This is a genomic window from Arthrobacter sp. SPT-J7, from assembly GCF_059089965.1.
This window is the reverse complement of the sequence record NZ_JBNHFF010000003.1, coordinates 301,430-317,313: the sequence shown is the minus strand read 5'-3', so window position 1 is coordinate 317,313 and position 15,884 is coordinate 301,430. Positions and strand designations below refer to the sequence as shown.

The 15,884-nt window shown below is 68.0% G+C and carries 14 protein-coding genes; 13 read left to right on the top strand and 1 reads right to left on the bottom strand.

Annotated elements, in window-relative coordinates; all coding sequences use genetic code 11:
• Positions 1–5: 5 nt before the first annotated feature.
• The 3 genes from AC5RWX_RS06920 to ndk all read left to right on the top strand — a co-directional run bounded on the left by AC5RWX_RS06920 (position 6) and on the right by ndk (position 2,467).
• Positions 6–1,358: a bifunctional folylpolyglutamate synthase/dihydrofolate synthase gene (locus AC5RWX_RS06920; RefSeq protein WP_494097095.1), complete on the top strand. Its 1,353-nt coding sequence runs from the start codon at positions 6–8 to the stop codon at positions 1,356–1,358.
• An 8-nt stretch (positions 1,359–1,366) separates the two neighbouring features.
• On the top strand, positions 1,367–1,864 hold the full coding sequence (locus tag AC5RWX_RS06915; protein ID WP_493941051.1) for a DUF4233 domain-containing protein: 498 nt from the start codon (positions 1,367–1,369) through the stop codon (positions 1,862–1,864).
• Positions 1,865–2,050: 186 nt separating this feature from the next.
• Positions 2,051–2,467, top strand: coding sequence for a nucleoside-diphosphate kinase (gene ndk, locus AC5RWX_RS06910; protein WP_493941050.1), 417 nt, complete (start codon positions 2,051–2,053; stop codon positions 2,465–2,467).
• A 74-nt stretch (positions 2,468–2,541) separates the two neighbouring features.
• Here ndk and AC5RWX_RS06905 read toward each other — a convergent pair whose 3' ends face one another.
• Positions 2,542–3,192, bottom strand: coding sequence for a vitamin K epoxide reductase family protein (locus AC5RWX_RS06905; RefSeq protein WP_494097094.1), 651 nt, complete (start codon positions 3,190–3,192; stop codon positions 2,542–2,544).
• Positions 3,193–3,610: 418 nt separating this feature from the next.
• Here AC5RWX_RS06905 and AC5RWX_RS06900 point away from each other — a divergent pair, with 418 nt between their 5' ends.
• The 10 genes from AC5RWX_RS06900 (at position 3,611) to rsfS (ending at position 15,732) form a co-directional block, all read left to right on the top strand.
• The gene (locus AC5RWX_RS06900) at positions 3,611–7,567 is read left to right on the top strand and encodes an Rne/Rng family ribonuclease (RefSeq protein WP_494097093.1); all 3,957 of its coding nucleotides are present in this window, start codon (positions 3,611–3,613) and stop codon (positions 7,565–7,567) included.
• Positions 7,568–7,946: 379 nt separating this feature from the next.
• Positions 7,947–8,255, top strand: coding sequence for a 50S ribosomal protein L21 (rplU, locus tag AC5RWX_RS06895; protein ID WP_136785500.1), 309 nt, complete (start codon positions 7,947–7,949; stop codon positions 8,253–8,255).
• A 53-nt stretch (positions 8,256–8,308) separates the two neighbouring features.
• The gene (gene rpmA / locus AC5RWX_RS06890; RefSeq protein WP_136785451.1) at positions 8,309–8,569 is read left to right on the top strand and encodes a 50S ribosomal protein L27; all 261 of its coding nucleotides are present in this window, start codon (positions 8,309–8,311) and stop codon (positions 8,567–8,569) included.
• A gap of 126 nt (positions 8,570–8,695) precedes the next feature.
• The gene (gene obgE / locus AC5RWX_RS06885) at positions 8,696–10,246 is read left to right on the top strand and encodes a GTPase ObgE (RefSeq protein WP_494062244.1); all 1,551 of its coding nucleotides are present in this window, start codon (positions 8,696–8,698) and stop codon (positions 10,244–10,246) included.
• On the top strand, positions 10,224–11,369 hold the full coding sequence (gene proB, locus AC5RWX_RS06880) for a glutamate 5-kinase (protein ID WP_494097092.1): 1,146 nt from the start codon (positions 10,224–10,226) through the stop codon (positions 11,367–11,369). Before obgE ends, proB begins: the two co-directional genes overlap by 23 nt.
• An 81-nt stretch (positions 11,370–11,450) precedes the next feature.
• Positions 11,451–12,767: a glutamate-5-semialdehyde dehydrogenase gene (locus tag AC5RWX_RS06875; protein ID WP_494097091.1), complete on the top strand. Its 1,317-nt coding sequence runs from the start codon at positions 11,451–11,453 to the stop codon at positions 12,765–12,767.
• Between the two features lie 126 nt (positions 12,768–12,893).
• On the top strand, positions 12,894–13,130 hold the full coding sequence (locus AC5RWX_RS06870) for a hypothetical protein (RefSeq protein WP_493957714.1): 237 nt from the start codon (positions 12,894–12,896) through the stop codon (positions 13,128–13,130).
• A 45-nt stretch (positions 13,131–13,175) separates the two neighbouring features.
• A complete protein-coding gene (gene nadD, locus AC5RWX_RS06865) occupies positions 13,176–13,820 on the top strand; it encodes a nicotinate-nucleotide adenylyltransferase (RefSeq protein WP_493941058.1) in 645 nt (214 codons plus the stop codon).
• A 34-nt stretch (positions 13,821–13,854) separates the two neighbouring features.
• Positions 13,855–15,306, top strand: coding sequence for a hypothetical protein (locus AC5RWX_RS06860; RefSeq protein WP_494097090.1), 1,452 nt, complete (start codon positions 13,855–13,857; stop codon positions 15,304–15,306).
• Between the two features lie 39 nt (positions 15,307–15,345).
• On the top strand, positions 15,346–15,732 hold the full coding sequence (rsfS, locus tag AC5RWX_RS06855; RefSeq protein ID WP_493941042.1) for a ribosome silencing factor: 387 nt from the start codon (positions 15,346–15,348) through the stop codon (positions 15,730–15,732).
• Positions 15,733–15,884: the final 152 nt, after the last annotated feature.

Here is a 15,884-nt window from a genome sequence, read left to right as displayed (position 1 = left end):
CGACCATGAGTGATGAATTCGGCGTTGAGAGCGTCTACGCGGAACTGCTGGGCCGCGCCCCGGAAAACAAGATGGAACCGCGGATGGAACCGCTGTTCCGTGCGATGGACATCCTGGGCGAACCCAACAAGGCGTTCGCCAGCATCCACCTGACCGGGACCAACGGCAAGACGTCCACGGCCCGGATCATTGAGGCAGGCCTGCGCGCCCACGGACTGCGCACCGGCCGGTACACCAGCCCGCACCTGTCCAAGGTCACCGAACGGATCAGCATTGACGGCGAGCCCGTCGCGGACGAGACGTTTGTGCGGGTCTGGGACGAGATCCGGCCGTACTTGGACATCGTGGACAAGGAACTGAACGCCGAGGGCGAACCGCGGCTGACCTACTTCGAGTGCGTGACCATCCTCGCCATCGCGATCTTCGCCGACGAGCCGGTGGAAGTGGCAGTGGTGGAGGTCGGCCTGGGCGGCATCACCGACGCCACCAACGTGGTGGACGGCCAGGTCTCGGTGATCACCCCGATCTCGCTGGACCACACGGACCTGCTGGGGGACACCACCGCGGACATCGCCCGGGAGAAGGCCGGCATCATCAAGAGCGGCGGCTTCCTGATCAGCGCCGCCCAGCCGCTGGACGCAGCCGAGGTGCTGCTCGAACAGGCTCGGGACCTGCAGGTGCCGTTCCGCTTCGAGGGCGTGGAATTCGGCGTCGAGTCGCGCATGGTGGCGGTCGGCGGCCAGCAGTTGACCATCAACGGGCTGGCCGGCCGCTACGAGGACCTGCTGCTGCCGCTGCACGGTGCGCACCAGGCCCAAAACGCCGCCGTGGCCGTGGCCGCGCTGGAGGCGTTCCTTGGCGGCGGGAAGAAAGAGCTCAACGTCGACGTGCTCCGCGAGGCGTTCCTGGAGGTCACCTCGCCGGGCCGGCTGGAAGTGGTCCGGACTGCGCCCACCATCATTGTGGACGCCGCCCACAACCCTGACGGGATGAAGGCCAGTGCACAGGCCATCCTGGAGGCGTTCAACTTCACCACGCTGGTCCCGGTGGTCGGCGTGCTGCAGGAAAAGGACGCCGTCGGCCTGCTCCAGCAGTTGCGCGAGCAGCTCATCGACCTGACCGACGAAATCTGCGTCACCACGTCCAACTCGCCCCGTGCCATTCCGGCCGAGCAGTTGGCCGAGGACGCTATGGCCGCCGGCTTCCCGGAAGATGCCGTCCACATTGCTCCCCGGCTGGACGATGCCATCGAATGGGCCGTCGGCCGGGCCGAAGCAAACAACGACCTCTCCGGCGGCGTACTGATCACCGGGTCCATCACCCTGGTGGCCGACGCCCGAATCCTGCTAGGAAAGTAACAAGATCCATGGCCAAACTGACCAAAGCCCAGCGTGAATGGCGTCCGGACGCGCCCAAGAAACGGCGCTCGATCAAGACCATGTTCGCCTCCACCGTGCTGCTGCTGGAAGCCTTTGTGGCCTTCTTCGCCACGCTGGTGGTGTTCGGGCTCTACCGCGACGAGGTGCCGCCGGCGCTGATCCTGGGACTCGGGATCGGCCTGAGCGCCGTGCTGGTGCTGTGCTGCGCGCTGCTGCGCCGCCCGTCCGGCTACGCCATCGGCTGGGGACTGCAAGTGCTGCTGATCGCCAGTGGGATCGTCGAACCGGTGATGTTCGTCGTCGGGGTGCTGTTCGCCCTGTCCTGGTGGTACGCGGTACGCACCGGTGGCCGGCTGGACCGCGAGAACGCGCAGCGCGATGCGGAGCAGGCGGCCTGGGAACGCGAGCACGGCGCGGAAGCAGGGGGAACCGGGGCACCAGGGGAGACCGGGGACGCAGGGGCTGCCGGCGGCGACGGCCGCTAACCAAGCGCCGCCCGGTATAGCGGCGCGCCTGCCCACGGCGACGGCGGCGCTGACCCGCGTTGCCCGGCGGAGCCAGGCGCCGCCCAGCGAAGGACGGCAAATTCCGCCCCAAACCGGGCACTCCCGGCCCGTCCCGTAGGATGAAACGGGGTTTTTGGAGCTAATCGTGAAGCAAGAGGAGAAATTGTGAGCGTTGAACGCACACTGGTACTGGTCAAGCCCGACGGGGTGTCCCGCGGTCTCACCGGCAGCATCTTGGCCCGCATCGAGGCCAAGGGTTACACCCTGGTTGAACTGAAGCTGGTGGAGGCCACCCGCGAGCTGCTGGAAAAGCACTACGAGGAGCACGTGGGCAAGCCGTTCTACGAGCCGCTGGTCGAGTTCATGCTCTCCGGCCCGGTTGCCGCCGCCGTGTTCGAGGGGCACCGGGTGATCGAAGGCTTCCGGTCCTTGGCCGGAACCACCGACCCCACCACTGCCGCTCCCGGCACGATCCGCGGCGACTTCGGCCGCGACTGGGGCGTGAAGGTGCAGCAGAACCTGGTCCACGGTTCGGACTCGCCGGAGTCCGCCGAGCGCGAGATCGGCATCTGGTTCTCTTAGCCTGCGCAACGCACAGAGGCCGCGACCCTGGACGGGACGCGGCCTCTGTGCGTTTAAGACGGTGCGTGAGCTGGTCAGCCCAGGAAGGCTTCGAGGAACGCCAGGAAAATGGTTCCGGCGGCCACGATCCACAGCAGCGCCGTGATGGTCCAGGCCCAACTACCGGCGAACCGGACCACACCTGCGGGCGCCTTGATGACTCCATGCGCCAGGTTCCGCGCCGTGGTGTGGGCCATCATCGGGATCATCGCAGCCCACACTCCCATGCAGTACAGGCACAGGATGTGGATGTCGTAGAGCGCCTGGCTCCACAGCCAGACGACGAAGATGAAGCCCAATGTGACGCCGCTTTGCAGTCCAATCCAAAACCAGCGGTGGAACCGTGCCCCGGCAAGGATCGCCACCGCCGTCGTGATCGGAACGGCAAAGGCGACGATGCCGATCAGCGGGTTCGGGAAGCCGAAGAGCGAGGCCTGCCAGTGCTGGAACACCTTGCCGCAGGAGACCCACGGGTTGATGTCGCAACTGGTCACATGGCCCGGATCTGCGTAGGTGGCCAGCCGCTCGAGCACCAGGATGCCGGACATGATCCAGCCGAACACACCGGTAGCCAGCAACAACCAGGCGAATGGTTTTTCCCGGGCAATGCCGGGAACCTCGCTGTCCGGACGGTGTCCGGAGGCGGTAGCGGCCAGGGATGTGGAGCGTTGCGCGTCGGTATGCACCGTGTTCCTCGAGCTCGGGGGCAATTGGCTCGATTCTACGCCGGAGCGATCAGCTAATACTCACCAAAACGGACCCGGTGTGAGAGAATGATCGTGGCTGATAGCGGCCCCACATGCTGCTATTGGTCCAGCGACAGGCTTCCAGGTCCGTCGGCGATGCTTCCCGAATAAGCAGCCCATCAATCCGGATGGGCGCTGGGAATCCGCCAGGCGGCCCTGCCGGTGAAGAGAACGTTACGGCAGACGGAAAAGCGCCGCTGGTCCCCGGGTGTGCCGCGCCCCACGTGATGGCGCGAGCTCGGGTGATACCAAGACGACTTTCGGTGACGGGCAGCCCAAGGCACCCGGATACCCGGCTACATGCCCCCGAGGGCACCGGGATGTGGCCGGTGCCGCAAGGGTTGGAGCATAACTATAAATGGACAATGAACAGGTAATGCCCGCTACCTCCACTCCGGCCGAGTTGCCCGAGGGAACAGCCAAAAAACCGCCGCGGCCCCGCCGCAAACCCGCTGTGTCCGCACCGCCGCAGGACCAGTTGGACGTTCAACTGCCCTCCGCGCCCGCTGATTCCACCAACGACGGCGGTGCCTCCGCCGCTGCACCCGGTCCCGATGTGTCTCCCGCAGGAGACCAATTGGACGGGCTGGTCACGGCCGGCAGCCAGCCGGAAGAACAAGCACCGGCAGCCACCACCCGGACGCGCCGGCCGCGCAAGACCGCTGCCGAGAAGGCCGCGGAGGCCGCGGCCACCCAGAATGCCCAGCCGCAAGCGGCTGCCGCTGCGGAAACTGGGTCTGCCGCGGAAACGCTGACTGCTGCCGCTAGCGCCGCCGAGCCCGTTGCCGCCCCGGTTGCCGAAGCGGCTCCCGCCGCCAAGACCAGAACCCGCCAGCCGCGCAAGACTGCCGCCCAGAAGGCTGCCGAAGCAGCAGCACAGGAAGCCGCGCTGCAGGAAGGTGCCGACGCTCAGCCGGCCGGGGAGCAGGCCGATTCTGCCGGCGGAGCCGCTCCGGATGGTGTCCTGGACCCGGCTAACGGGCAGACCGAGACCCAGGTTGATGGCGAAGCTGCGGGCAAGCCGGTCCGCAAGCGCCGCAGCCGTGCCGAGCAGCCGGTTGAGCAGCCCGTCAATGCCGACGGCATCCTGGAAGCCGAAGGTGCGGAGGAGTCGGCCGAAAAGCCGGCCGGCCGCCGTCGTACTGCCGGAACCACGCGTACTGCCTCTACCACTCGGACCCGCCGCAGCACCGCGGCGCAGGGCACCGAGGCTGCCGCAGCCGAACTGACCACCGCCGAAGGCGAAGCCCCGGCCGGCGGGCAGGAGCCCGTGGCCGCGGAAGCGACCGCTTCCGGTGCCGAGGCCACCACCGAGCCGGCCGCTACCACCGAGCCGGCCGCCGGCACCGAGGCAGCGGGCGAGCAGCCCGCTAAGGGACCCTCCCGCCGCCGTCGTTCCACCAAAGCCACGGCCTCCGCCGCCCCGGAAGCAGGGGAAGCCGCCGCGGAGCAGGTTGGCCCCGCAGCCGAAGCCGCAGCCAAGCCTGCCGCCGAAGCGGAGCAGGCCGAAGAAACAACGGCAGAAACTACCGACGCAGCGGAGGCCGGGCACGATCCGTTCACCATTCCGTCGTCGCCGGTATCCCTGCTCTTCCACGCACCGGATCTGTCCGCCGTCGCCGCCGCCAAGCAGGAACCGGCCGTGGCAGCGGACTCGGAGGAGGAAGACGAAGACGGCGGGCACCGGCGCAGCCGCCGGAACCGCCGCGGCCGCACCCGCAACCGTGCCGAGGTCGAGGCCGGCAACGCCGAGACGGGCGGAACGGAAGGGAACGACGAGGCCGCCGACACCGCAGAAGACAGCACGGCGGGGGAGACCGACGGCGTGACGTCGCGCCGCCGCCGCCGTAGGCGCCGCGGCGACGCCGATCTGGAACTGACCGGCGGCTCGGAGGATGATCCGCCCAACACGGTCACCCGGGTTCGGGCGCCGCGCCCGGTGGCCGAAACCGCACCCAGCAACAAGGTGGCATCGGTCAAGGGCTCCACCCGGCTGGAGGCCAAGAAGCAGCGCCGCCGCGAATCCCGCGAGTCCGGCCGCCGCCGCCAGGTGATCACCGAGGCCGAGTTCCTGGCCCGCCGCGAATCCGTGGACCGGCAGATGGTGGTTCGCCAGCGCGACGACAGGATCCAGATCGGCGTGCTCGAAGACGGCGTGCTCGCGGAGCATTTCGTGTCCAAGACGCAGCAGGACTCGCTGATCGGCAACGTTTACCTGGGCAAGGTGCAGAACGTGCTGCCCAGCATGGAAGCGGCCTTCATTGATATCGGCCGCGGGCGCAACGCCGTGCTCTACGCCGGCGAGGTCAACTGGGACGCCGCCCACCTGGACGGACAGCCGCGCCGGATCGAGCTGGCGTTGAAGTCCGGCGACTCCGTGCTGGTCCAGGTAACCAAGGACCCGGTGGGCCACAAGGGCGCCCGGCTGACCAGCCAGATCTCGCTGCCGGGCCGCTTCCTGGTCTACGTGCCGGGCGGTTCGATGACCGGCATCTCCCGCAAGCTTCCGGACGTGGAACGCAACCGGCTGAAGAAGATCCTGAAGGAACATGTTCCGGACGGCGCCGGCGTGATTGTGCGCACCGCGGCCGAAGGCGCCAGCGAACAAGAGCTGATGAACGACATCAACCGGCTGCGCGCGCAGTGGGAAGGCATCGAATCGCGTGCCGGCTCCACCAAGACGCTGGCACCGGAAATGCTCTACGCGGAGCCGGACCTGACCATCAAGGTGGTCCGCGACGTGTTCAACGAGGACTTCTCCAAGCTGGTGGTTTCCGGCGAGGAAGCCTGGGACACCATCGAGGCCTACGTCACCTACGTGGCCCCGGACCTGGTGGACCGGCTGGAGAAGTGGACGTCGGAGACTGACATCTTTGCCGCCCAGCGGCTGGACGAGCAGATCCACAAGGCACTGGACCGCAAGGTGTTCCTGCCGTCCGGCGGATCGCTGGTGATCGACCGCACCGAGGCGATGACCGTGGTGGACGTCAACACCGGCAAGTTCACCGGCTCCGGCGGCAACCTCGAAGAAACCGTCACCAAGAACAACCTGGAAGCTGCCGAAGAAGTGGTCCGCCAGCTGCGGCTGCGGGACATCGGCGGCATTATCGTCATCGACTTCATCGACATGGTGCTGGAATCCAACCGGGATCTGGTGCTGCGTCGGCTGGTCGAGTGCCTAGGCCGCGACCGCACCAAGCACCAGGTGGCCGAGGTGACCTCGCTGGGCCTTGTGCAGATGACCCGCAAGCGGATGGGCACCGGGCTGCTGGAAGTCTTCGGCGAGCAGTGCGAGCACTGCGCCGGCCGCGGCGTGATCACCCATGACGAACCGGTTGAACACCGCCGCACCGGCGCCGCTACCGAGCACCACCAGGTCCGGATCGAGAAGCGCTCGGAACGGCAGTCGCGCAGCGAGAAGCGCCGCAGCCGCGGCCAGGGCCAGCCGGAGCAGACCGTCGAGGCCCCGGCTGTCGTGGGGCAGGACGACGAGGCCGAGCGCAAGGCCAAGGCCGAGGCCGCCCGCGCGGCACTGGCCAACATCGCCGCCGCAGCCCACGCCGCCCACGAGGCGGAAGAGCACCCTGAGGCTGCCAAGGCGAAGCAGCACGACGGCGAAGCAGCCGCCGCTGCCGCCTCCGCACGCAAGCCCGACGCCGTCGGTGGAAACGCCCCGGCACAGGGCCAGCCTGCTGTCTCCGGACGCAAGCGCCGCTCGCGCCGTGCCGACGATTCCGGCATCGCTGCGGCCGCCGCTTCCCCCGCGGCGACCGGCGCCGAGGAATCCGGAGCCGGAGTGCTGAACATCAACGGCGAAACCGTGGCCATCCCGCGCGCCACGTCCGCTCCGGTGGCTGCCCGGGAAGAACCGTCGCTGACCTTGGAAAGCCTGACCGAAGCCTTCAACAAGGTTGCCCCGGTGGAGAAGCCGGTTGAGCAGTCGGTTGAGAAGCCGGTGGAGAAACCGGAGCCGGCCGCCCCTGCAGCCGCTCCGGAGCCGGCCGCCGCAGGCCGTTCCCAGGCCGTCGAGCCGCCGGTGGCGGCGGGGCAGGCCCAGCCGGAGCCCGCGCCGCAGGCTGCGGCGACCACCCCGGTCCGCAAGCCGCGCCGCCGTCGTGCTGCCAGCAGCCCGCAGGGGGCAGCCGACGCTCCGGTGGAGACCGTGGATGTGTCCACTTCCCCGGAGAACGACGGCGGCCACCGGCACGCCGCGTCCGCACCGGCCGCGCCCGCCTTGGCCGAGGCGGCAGCCGGAAAGACAGAAGCTGCCGCTCCGCTGGTGCTGGGTGTGGGAGTGCCCGCCTCGGAGCTATAGCAACTTGCATCAGCACAGGCCGCGGACTCCTCGGGTCCGCGGCCTGTGCTGCGTCTGGGCGGCAAAAGGTCTGTTGCCCGCCGTGTCGCGGAGCGGAAATGCACGCGTCTGGGTCTGGCGGCAGTAGTATTACTAGGTGCGCCCGAGCGGATTCCCGTCCGCTCGCGCCAGGTAAGGATCACGCACAGCCCCTCCGGCACTCCCGGAGCCGCTGGTTTGCGGCGAATAGCCGCAATAGCGTAATCTAGATCTTCGGTGCGTACGCCTTCGAAGGGTTTCCACCCGCAGGCGCGGATGCACAGTGCTTTCCAGGCCGTCATAGCGTGCCTGCGTATTCGAGCAACAACTGTAATAAACGTCTAGAGAAGTGAGTTCCCAAGTGGTGTACGCGATTGTCCGCGCCGGCGGCCGCCAAGAAAAGGTTTCCGTTGGAGACCTCGTGACCCTTGACCGCGTCCCCGGCGAGGCCGGTAGCACCATCGAGCTGCCTGCTCTGCTCCTGGTCGACGGCGACAAGGTCACCTCCGCAGCCGATGCCCTGGCCAACGTCAAGGTAACGGCCGAGATCGTCGAGAATCTCCGCGGTCCGAAGATTGTCATCCAGAAGTACAAGAACAAGACCGGCTACAAGAAGCGCCAGGGCTACCGCTCTGCACTGACCAAGGTCAAGGTCACCGGAATCGCCTAAGCGGTCCGCTGACTTTTCAAACGTTCCTTCAGACACAAAGGTAGGCAAAACAAATGGCACATAAGAAGGGTGCGAGCTCCACTCGCAATGGTCGCGATTCCAACGCACAGCGCCTTGGCGTCAAGCGCTTCGGTGGCCAGGTAGTTTCCGCCGGCGAGATCATCGTCCGCCAGCGCGGTACCCACTTCCACCCCGGCGCCAACGTCGGCCGTGGCGGCGACGACACGCTGTTCGCCCTCGAGGCCGGCGCCGTTGAGTTCGGCACGCGCCGCGGACGCCGCGTCGTAAACATCGTGGCTGCCGCTGCGGAGTAACCTCCAGCAGTAAACAGCTTTCCAGTGAGGCGGGCCGACGGTCCGCCTCACTGGTGTTTTAACCCGACTAGAATCACTGGTGGGCCGTTTCAGTTCTGGCCCATCGGCAAAGAGGAGATCGATCACGTGGCAACATTCGTTGACCGGGTAGTCCTGCATGTATCCGGCGGATCCGGTGGCCACGGTTGCGTCTCCGTCAAGCGCGAGAAATTCAAGCCCTTGGGCGGCCCCGACGGCGGCAACGGCGGCAATGGCGGCGACGTCATCCTGCGCGTGGACTCCCAGACCACCACACTGCTGGACTACCACCATGCGCCGCACCGGCACGCCACCAACGGCGGTCCCGGGATGGGCGACTGGCGGGACGGCAAGAACGGCGCCACGTTGGTGCTGCCCGTGCCCGACGGCACAGTAGTCAAGACCAAGAACGGCGACGTGCTCGCCGACCTGGTGGGCGAGGGAACCGAATTCGTCGCCGCCGCCGGTGGGCAGGGCGGCCTGGGCAACTCCGCGCTGGCATCGGCCAAGCGCAAGGCCCCGGGGTTTGCCCTGCTGGGCATTCCCGGCGACGAGCGGGACATCGTCCTGGAGTTGAAGTCCATTGCCGATGTGGCGCTGGTCGGCTTCCCCTCCGCGGGCAAATCCAGCCTGATTGCGGCGATGTCCGCGGCCCGGCCGAAGATCGCCGACTACCCGTTCACTACGCTGGTGCCGAACCTTGGCGTGGTGCAGGCCGGGGACACCCGGTTCACCATCGCCGACGTGCCCGGACTGATCGAAGGCGCCAGCGAGGGTAAAGGCCTGGGCCACAACTTCCTGCGCCATGTGGAGCGCTGCGCCGCGCTGGTGCATGTGCTGGACTGCGCCGCTCTGGAAGCCGACCGCGACCCGCTCTCCGACCTGGCGATCATCGAGCGCGAACTGGAACAGTACGCGGTGGACATGAGCTACGCCGGTGCCGACGGCGATGTGGTCCCGCTGAACCAGCGGCCCAAGCTGGTGGCCCTGAACAAGGTAGATGTGCCGGACGGCCGCGACATGGCCGAGTTCGTCCGGCCCGAGCTGGAAAAGCGCGGATACCGCGTCTTCGAAGTGTCGGCGTCCAGCCACGAGGGGCTGCGCCAGTTGGGCTTTGCCATGGCCGAGATCGTCAGCGCCGCGCGGGCCGAAGTGAAGGCTGCCCCGCCGAAGGTCGCACCTGCCGTGCTGCGCCCGCGGTCGGTGAACAACCGTGGTTTCATCATCCGCCGCGAAGAAAAGAACCTGGAACCGCTGTTCCGGGTGCTGGGCGAGAAGCCGGAACGCTGGGTCAAGCAGACCGACTTCAACAACGACGAAGCGGTGGGCTACCTCTCCGACCGGCTGGCCAAGCTTGGGGTTGAAGACCAGCTGTTCAAGTCGGGTGCCCGCCCGGGAGACACCGTGGTGATCGGCGAGGACGACGCAGTGGTCTTCGACTGGGAGCCGACCATGGCGGCCGGCGCCGAGCTGCTGTCCTCCCCGCGCGGCACTGACCTGCGCCTGATGGAATACATCCGGCCCACCCGTGAGGAGAAGCGCGAGCAGTACCAGGAGCGCAAGGAGGCCCGGGCTGCCACCCGCGCCGAGCTCGAAGCCGAGCGCAAGTCAGGCGTCTGGACCGAGAAGGAAGACCATGACGACGACGATGAGCTCTGAGCCGGCGACGGCGGCGGACCGGACGCTGCTGGCCACGGCCGAGCGTCTGGTGGTCAAGGTCGGCTCGTCCTCATTGACCTCGGTGGCCGGCGGCATCTCCGAAGAGGCGCTGCTGTCTCTGGTGGAAGTGCTGGCGGCCCGCCGCAACGCCGGCACCGAAGTCATCCTGGTGTCCTCCGGTGCCATCTCCGCCGGACTGGCCCCGCTGGGCCTCAGCCGCCGGCCGCGGGACCTGGCCACCCAACAGGCCGCCGCGAGCGTGGGCCAGGGCCTGCTGATGGCCCGCTACACGCAGGCCTTCGGCGCCCGCGGCATCACGGTCAGCCAGGTGCTGCTGACCGCCGAGGATCTGATGCGCCGCCAGCACTATGCCAACGCCTACCGGGCCATGCACCGGCTGCTGCACCTCGGCGTCGTGCCCGTGGTCAACGAGAACGACACCGTGGCCACTCACGAAATCCGCTTCGGCGACAACGACCGGCTGGCCGCGCTGGTGGCCCACCTGGTCAAGGCGGACGCGCTGCTGCTGCTGTCCGACGTCGATGCGCTCTACGACGGTCCGCCCAAGGACGGCGCGCAGCGGATTCCCCTGGTGGCCGGGCCGGAGGATTTGGACGGCGTTAACATTGGCCGCAGCGGTGCCGCGGGCGTCGGCACCGGCGGCATGATGACCAAGGTCGAGGCCGCCGCAATCGCGGCCGGCTCGGGCATCCCGGCGCTGGTCACGTCCACGCCGAACGCGGCCCGCGCGCTGGCCGGCGACGACGTGGGAACGTGGTTCGCGGTCAGCGGCACCCGCCGGCCGCCGCGGCTGCTGTGGCTGGCGCATCTGGCCTCCGTGCAGGGCCGGCTGGTGCTCGACGACGGCGCCGTGCAAGCCGTGCGGGACAAGCACCGCTCGCTGCTGCCGGCCGGCATCGTCTCGGTCAAGGGCGACTTCGAACCGGGCGATCCGGTGGAACTGGCCGACGGCGACGGCCGTGTGGTAGCGCGCGGACTGGTCAACTTCTCCTCCTATGAACTGCCGCGGATGCTCGGCCGCTCCACCAAGGAACTTGCGGCGTCGCTGGGCCGGCAGTACGAACGCGAAATCATCCACGTCGACGATCTGGTGGTGCTCTGAACCACCCGCCGGCCGGGGGCGCAAGCGTAACGTGACCTTCGTCGTCGTGCTTCGCTAGGCCCACCGGCTAAAATCGGCAGTATGACCCAGACAGCCTCTTCCCAGTCCACGGCCGAAACGTCCCAGGACAGCCAGAAGCCGGATGCCGCCGCCGCCGTTGAGTCCATCGCCATCCGGTCCCGGAACGCTGCGCGCCGGATGGCACGCGCCAACCGGGCGTGGAAGGACAAGGCGCTGCGGGAGATCGCCGAGTCACTGGTCGCCAAGCGGGACGTGGTACTGCAGGCCAACCGCCAGGACCTGGACGAGGGCAAGGCGAACGGCACCAGCGCCGCGCTGCTGGACCGGCTGAGGCTGGACACCAAGCGGATCGACGGACTGGCGGCGGCGCTGGAGAACCTGGCCGCGCTGCCGGATCCGGTGGGAACCGTGATGCGCGGGCAGACCCTGCCGAACGGACTGCGGCTCCGCCAGGTGCATGTGCCGATGGGCGTGGTGGCCGCCATCTACGAGGCCCGCCCGAACGTCACCGTGGACATCGCCGGCCTGGCGCTCAAGAGCGGCAACGCCGTGATCCTGCGCGGCGGCAGCGCGGCCCGGCACTCCAACGTTGCGCTGCTGGGCATCATCCGGGACGCGCTGGACCGGGTGGGCCTGCCCGCCGACGCGGTGCAAAGCGTGGACGACTACGGCCGCGACGGCGCCAACGCCCTGATGCAGGCGCGCGGGCTGGTGGACGTGCTGATTCCGCGCGGCGGCCGCGACCTGATCCAGTCCGTGGTCACCAACGCGAAGGTCCCGGTGATCGAGACCGGCGAAGGCAACGTCCATATCTTCCTGGACGAGTCGGCGGGCACGGAGATGGCCGTGGACATCCTGCTCAACGCCAAGACGCAGCGGCCGTCGGTATGCAACACGGTGGAGACCCTGCTGGTGCACCGCGATGCGGCCGCCACGGCCGACGTCCTCGCTGCCCTGTCCGGCGCGGGGGTGCGGCTGCACGTGGACCAGCGGGTGGCCGGCATCCTGCCGTCCGGCGTCGAGGCCACAACCGCCACGGACGATGATTGGGCCCGCGAGTACATGGACCTGGACCTGGCGGTGGGCATGGTGGACTCGATGGACGACGCACTGCGGCACATCCGGGCCTGGACCACGGGACACACCGAGGCGATCATTACCAACGACCTGCGCAACGCGGAGCGGTTCATCGCCGAGATCGATTCGGCGGCAGTGATTGTCAACGCGTCCACCCGCTTTACCGACGGCGGCGAACTGGGCCTGGGTGCGGAGGTGGGTATTTCCACCCAAAAGATGCATGCCCGCGGGCCGATGGGGCTGCGCGAGCTGACCACCACCAAATGGATTGTCCAGGGCGACGGCCAGGTCCGCGACTGAACCTGTAGCCAGCCGGCACCGCTCGGGGCTGAATCACGGTTCCGCTGGCGGAACGCGTACCATGGGTAGGAAGCCATATCCCGTCCGCCTGAGCGCGGCCGGACTGAAAAACATCAAGGGAGAATCATGCTGTCTCAGGTCCTCGACGCCGCACTCGTGGCTAGCGAAGCCGCCCACGTCGAACTTCCGGTCCCCGCATGGGCCGTCGGCGTCGGATTCATGACGCTGTTCGTGCTCCTGATGTTTGCCACAATCGCTTTTACCAGCGTTGGTCAGCGCCACTCGGCGGTCGAGGAGCAGGTGGACCCGCACCGCCAGTTCCCGAACAAGCACGACCACGGCCAAGCCGCACCGCGCCACTAGCCGTTCGTGCCCGCGCTGCCTGTCAAAGCCCCGCAAGCCGGAGCACTGCACCTCACTTACCCGGGGCGCAAGCTTCGGCTTGGCGTCATGGGCGGAACGTTTGATCCGATCCACCATGGCCACTTGGTGGCAGCCAGCGAGGTAGCGTCCGTGTTTGGCCTGGACGAGGTGGTCTTTGTGCCCACCGGCCAGCCGTGGCAGAAGACCGGGCGCGACGTCAGCCCGGCCGAACACCGGTACCTGATGACAGTGATCGCCACGGCGTCAAACCCGCGGTTCACGGTCAGCCGGGTGGACATCGAACGGCCTGGGCTGACCTACACCATTGATACGCTGCGGGACCTGCGCGCGGCGCGTCCCGACGCGGAACTGTTCTTCATCACCGGCGCGGACGCGCTGGCGCAGATCATGTCCTGGAAGGACATCGACGAGCTGTGGTCGCTGGCCCACTTCGTTGGCGTGACCCGGCCCGGGCACGAACTGCACAACCTGGGCCGCAAGGACGTCAGCCTGCTGGAGGTTCCGGCCATGGCCATTTCCTCCACGGACTGCCGGGAGCGCGTGGCCGAGGACCAGCCCGTTTGGTACTTGGTTCCGGACGGCGTAGTACAGTACATAGCCAAGTACGGTCTCTACCGGCACTCGTCGCACGGTGCCGCGGTGACGAGCCAACTTGAACCGAGCCAATGAAATTAGTCGTTTACTACTGGGTGATCAGCAAAGCATGAGCAATCAATCCCAGCCGCCGCCCAGCCGCCGGGACATCCGGAGGCAGCGCGACGGCGCCGGTACGGGCCCGGAGTCTGCCTCCGGGATCGTCCCGCAGAAACCGGATGCCCACGCAAGCGCCCCGGTCGACGGCGGGGGAGCAACTCCCGCAGCTTCCCGCGAACGCCAGGGCGAACGGACCTCGCAGACCCGAGCCCGCGAGCGTGAGGCACGCCGTGCGCTCAAGACCCTGACCGCCGCGCTGCCGCAGATCCCCGCGCCGGAGAGCGAACAGGTGCCGACCCGGCGCCAGTTGCGCCAACAGCAATTGCAGCGTGAAAACCGCGGGCTTGCCCCGGACACCCCGGTTGTTGGCCCTGACCGTACCCAGCCGGCGGGCGGCCGGTCCGGTGGCACCGGCGCTCCGGCTGCCGACCCTTCCAGCACCTCGGCCAAGCCGACCGGCCCTTCCAGCACCTCGGCCGACTCTTCCAACACCTCGGCCAAGCCGGCCGACGGCCGGGCCCGCACCTCGGCTGCTCCGGCCGATGCTCCGTATCAGCCGCAGCGTCCGCCGATCGAAGGCGGCCGCCGCGCCCGGCGCAACGGCGACACCGGCCGGCAACCGGTCCAGCCGCCGGGCGACGGGCAGGATCACCTGCTTTCCGCCGCCGGCCGCGAGGCAGTCGACGCCGGCGAGATGAGCGTGGAGCAGGCCTTGGCCGCCCGCGACCTGCTGATGGGCCAGGCCAAGAACATGGTCGCCACGATGGAGTCCAGGCAGGAACAGTCTCCACATGAGGTGGACTTGGAACTGCTGGCACAGCAGAAGGCTCTGGCCGAGCGTGCCGCAGTCCTCAATCGACGGGCTGCTGACAAGAAGCGGCTGAGCGACGAGAACGAACAGCGCCGGCACTCGGCCTCGGATCGACCGGTCGCGGACATTGTGTCGTCGCCGATGGAGTTTGTGGCCGTCCCGGGTTCCGACCAGCATGTGCTCCGGCCGTCCTCGACGTCCTATGTTCCTGTGGTGACGACGCCGGTGTCGAAGGCTCCGGCCCAGCCGGCTCCTGCCCGGCCGGCTCCTGCCCGGCCGGCTCCTGCCCGGGAACCGGTCCCGGCACGGCGGCGGCCGTCCGGGCAGGCCACGAAGACTGAAGCTTCCGCCGCCACCCAGGCTGTTCCTGCGCTGCGGGAAGAGAACCCCGCACCCCGGGCAGCCCAGACAAACGGTGCTGCACCACGGTCGAAGATCCTGGCCGAAGCAGAAGCGCTGGCTGGAGGACGCGGCACTGCCATCCACCCGCTGAAGGCCACCAGCGCCCACGGACTTGATCCACTGGACGCCCGGACCGCAGGGCTGGCCCGCGCCCACCGGATGCGGCTTGCGGTCGGTTCCGCTCTGGTGCTTGGCGCCGCCGCCTTCGCAGCGGGTATCGCCATGATGCTGGGACTTTTCGGCGGCTGAAGCCGCCAATCAATAGCTGGTTAACATTCAAGGAGACACATGACCGCACTCGAAAGCTCTATCGCCATCGCGCGTACCGCCGCCAAGGCAGCCAGCGACAAAATCGCCGAAGACATCGTCGCCATCGACGTCAGTGAGCGGCTGGCCATCACCGATGTGTTCCTCATCGCCTCTGCGCCGACCGAGCGGCAAGTCAACGCGATCGTCGACGGCATCGAAGAGGAACTGCACAAGCAGGACCTGCGTCCGGTCCGCAGGGAAGGGCGCTCCGAAGGCCGCTGGGTACTGCTGGACTACGCCGGGGTAGTCATCCACGTGCAGCACCAGGAAGACCGGGTCTTCTACGCCTTGGAACGGTTGTGGAAGGATTGCCCGCCCATCGACCTGCAGTTGGACGATAAGCCGGCGCCCACGGGGACTGAGTAGCCGAGGCGGAGCGTGGCACCTGCCGCTTGGTTCCGCCCTGCGCGGCGCCGGTGGCACGTTCCGGGGGGCGGTCTGCTGATTTGGAATCCGTGCCGGTGTCTGCATAGAATATTCAAGTTGCTTCGAAGGAAGCGGCACGGAATCCGCAAGGA

What these genes read in the sequence shown, in the direction of transcription:
- AC5RWX_RS06920 (WP_494097095.1), top strand. Translation starts at nt 6, where the DNA reads ATGAGTGATGAATTCGGCGTTGAGAGCGTCTACGCGGAACTGCTGGGC.
- AC5RWX_RS06900 (WP_494097093.1), top strand. Translation starts at nt 3,611, where the DNA reads ATGGACAATGAACAGGTAATGCCCGCTACCTCCACTCCGGCCGAGTTG.
- rsfS (WP_493941042.1), top strand. Translation starts at nt 15,346, where the DNA reads ATGACCGCACTCGAAAGCTCTATCGCCATCGCGCGTACCGCCGCCAAG.
- AC5RWX_RS06915 (WP_493941051.1), top strand. Translation starts at nt 1,367, where the DNA reads ATGGCCAAACTGACCAAAGCCCAGCGTGAATGGCGTCCGGACGCGCCC.
- rpmA (WP_136785451.1), top strand. Translation starts at nt 8,309, where the DNA reads ATGGCACATAAGAAGGGTGCGAGCTCCACTCGCAATGGTCGCGATTCC.
- AC5RWX_RS06870 (WP_493957714.1), top strand. Translation starts at nt 12,894, where the DNA reads ATGCTGTCTCAGGTCCTCGACGCCGCACTCGTGGCTAGCGAAGCCGCC.
- proB (WP_494097092.1), top strand. Translation starts at nt 10,224, where the DNA reads ATGACGACGACGATGAGCTCTGAGCCGGCGACGGCGGCGGACCGGACG.
- AC5RWX_RS06875 (WP_494097091.1), top strand. Translation starts at nt 11,451, where the DNA reads ATGACCCAGACAGCCTCTTCCCAGTCCACGGCCGAAACGTCCCAGGAC.
- AC5RWX_RS06860 (WP_494097090.1), top strand. Translation starts at nt 13,855, where the DNA reads ATGAGCAATCAATCCCAGCCGCCGCCCAGCCGCCGGGACATCCGGAGG.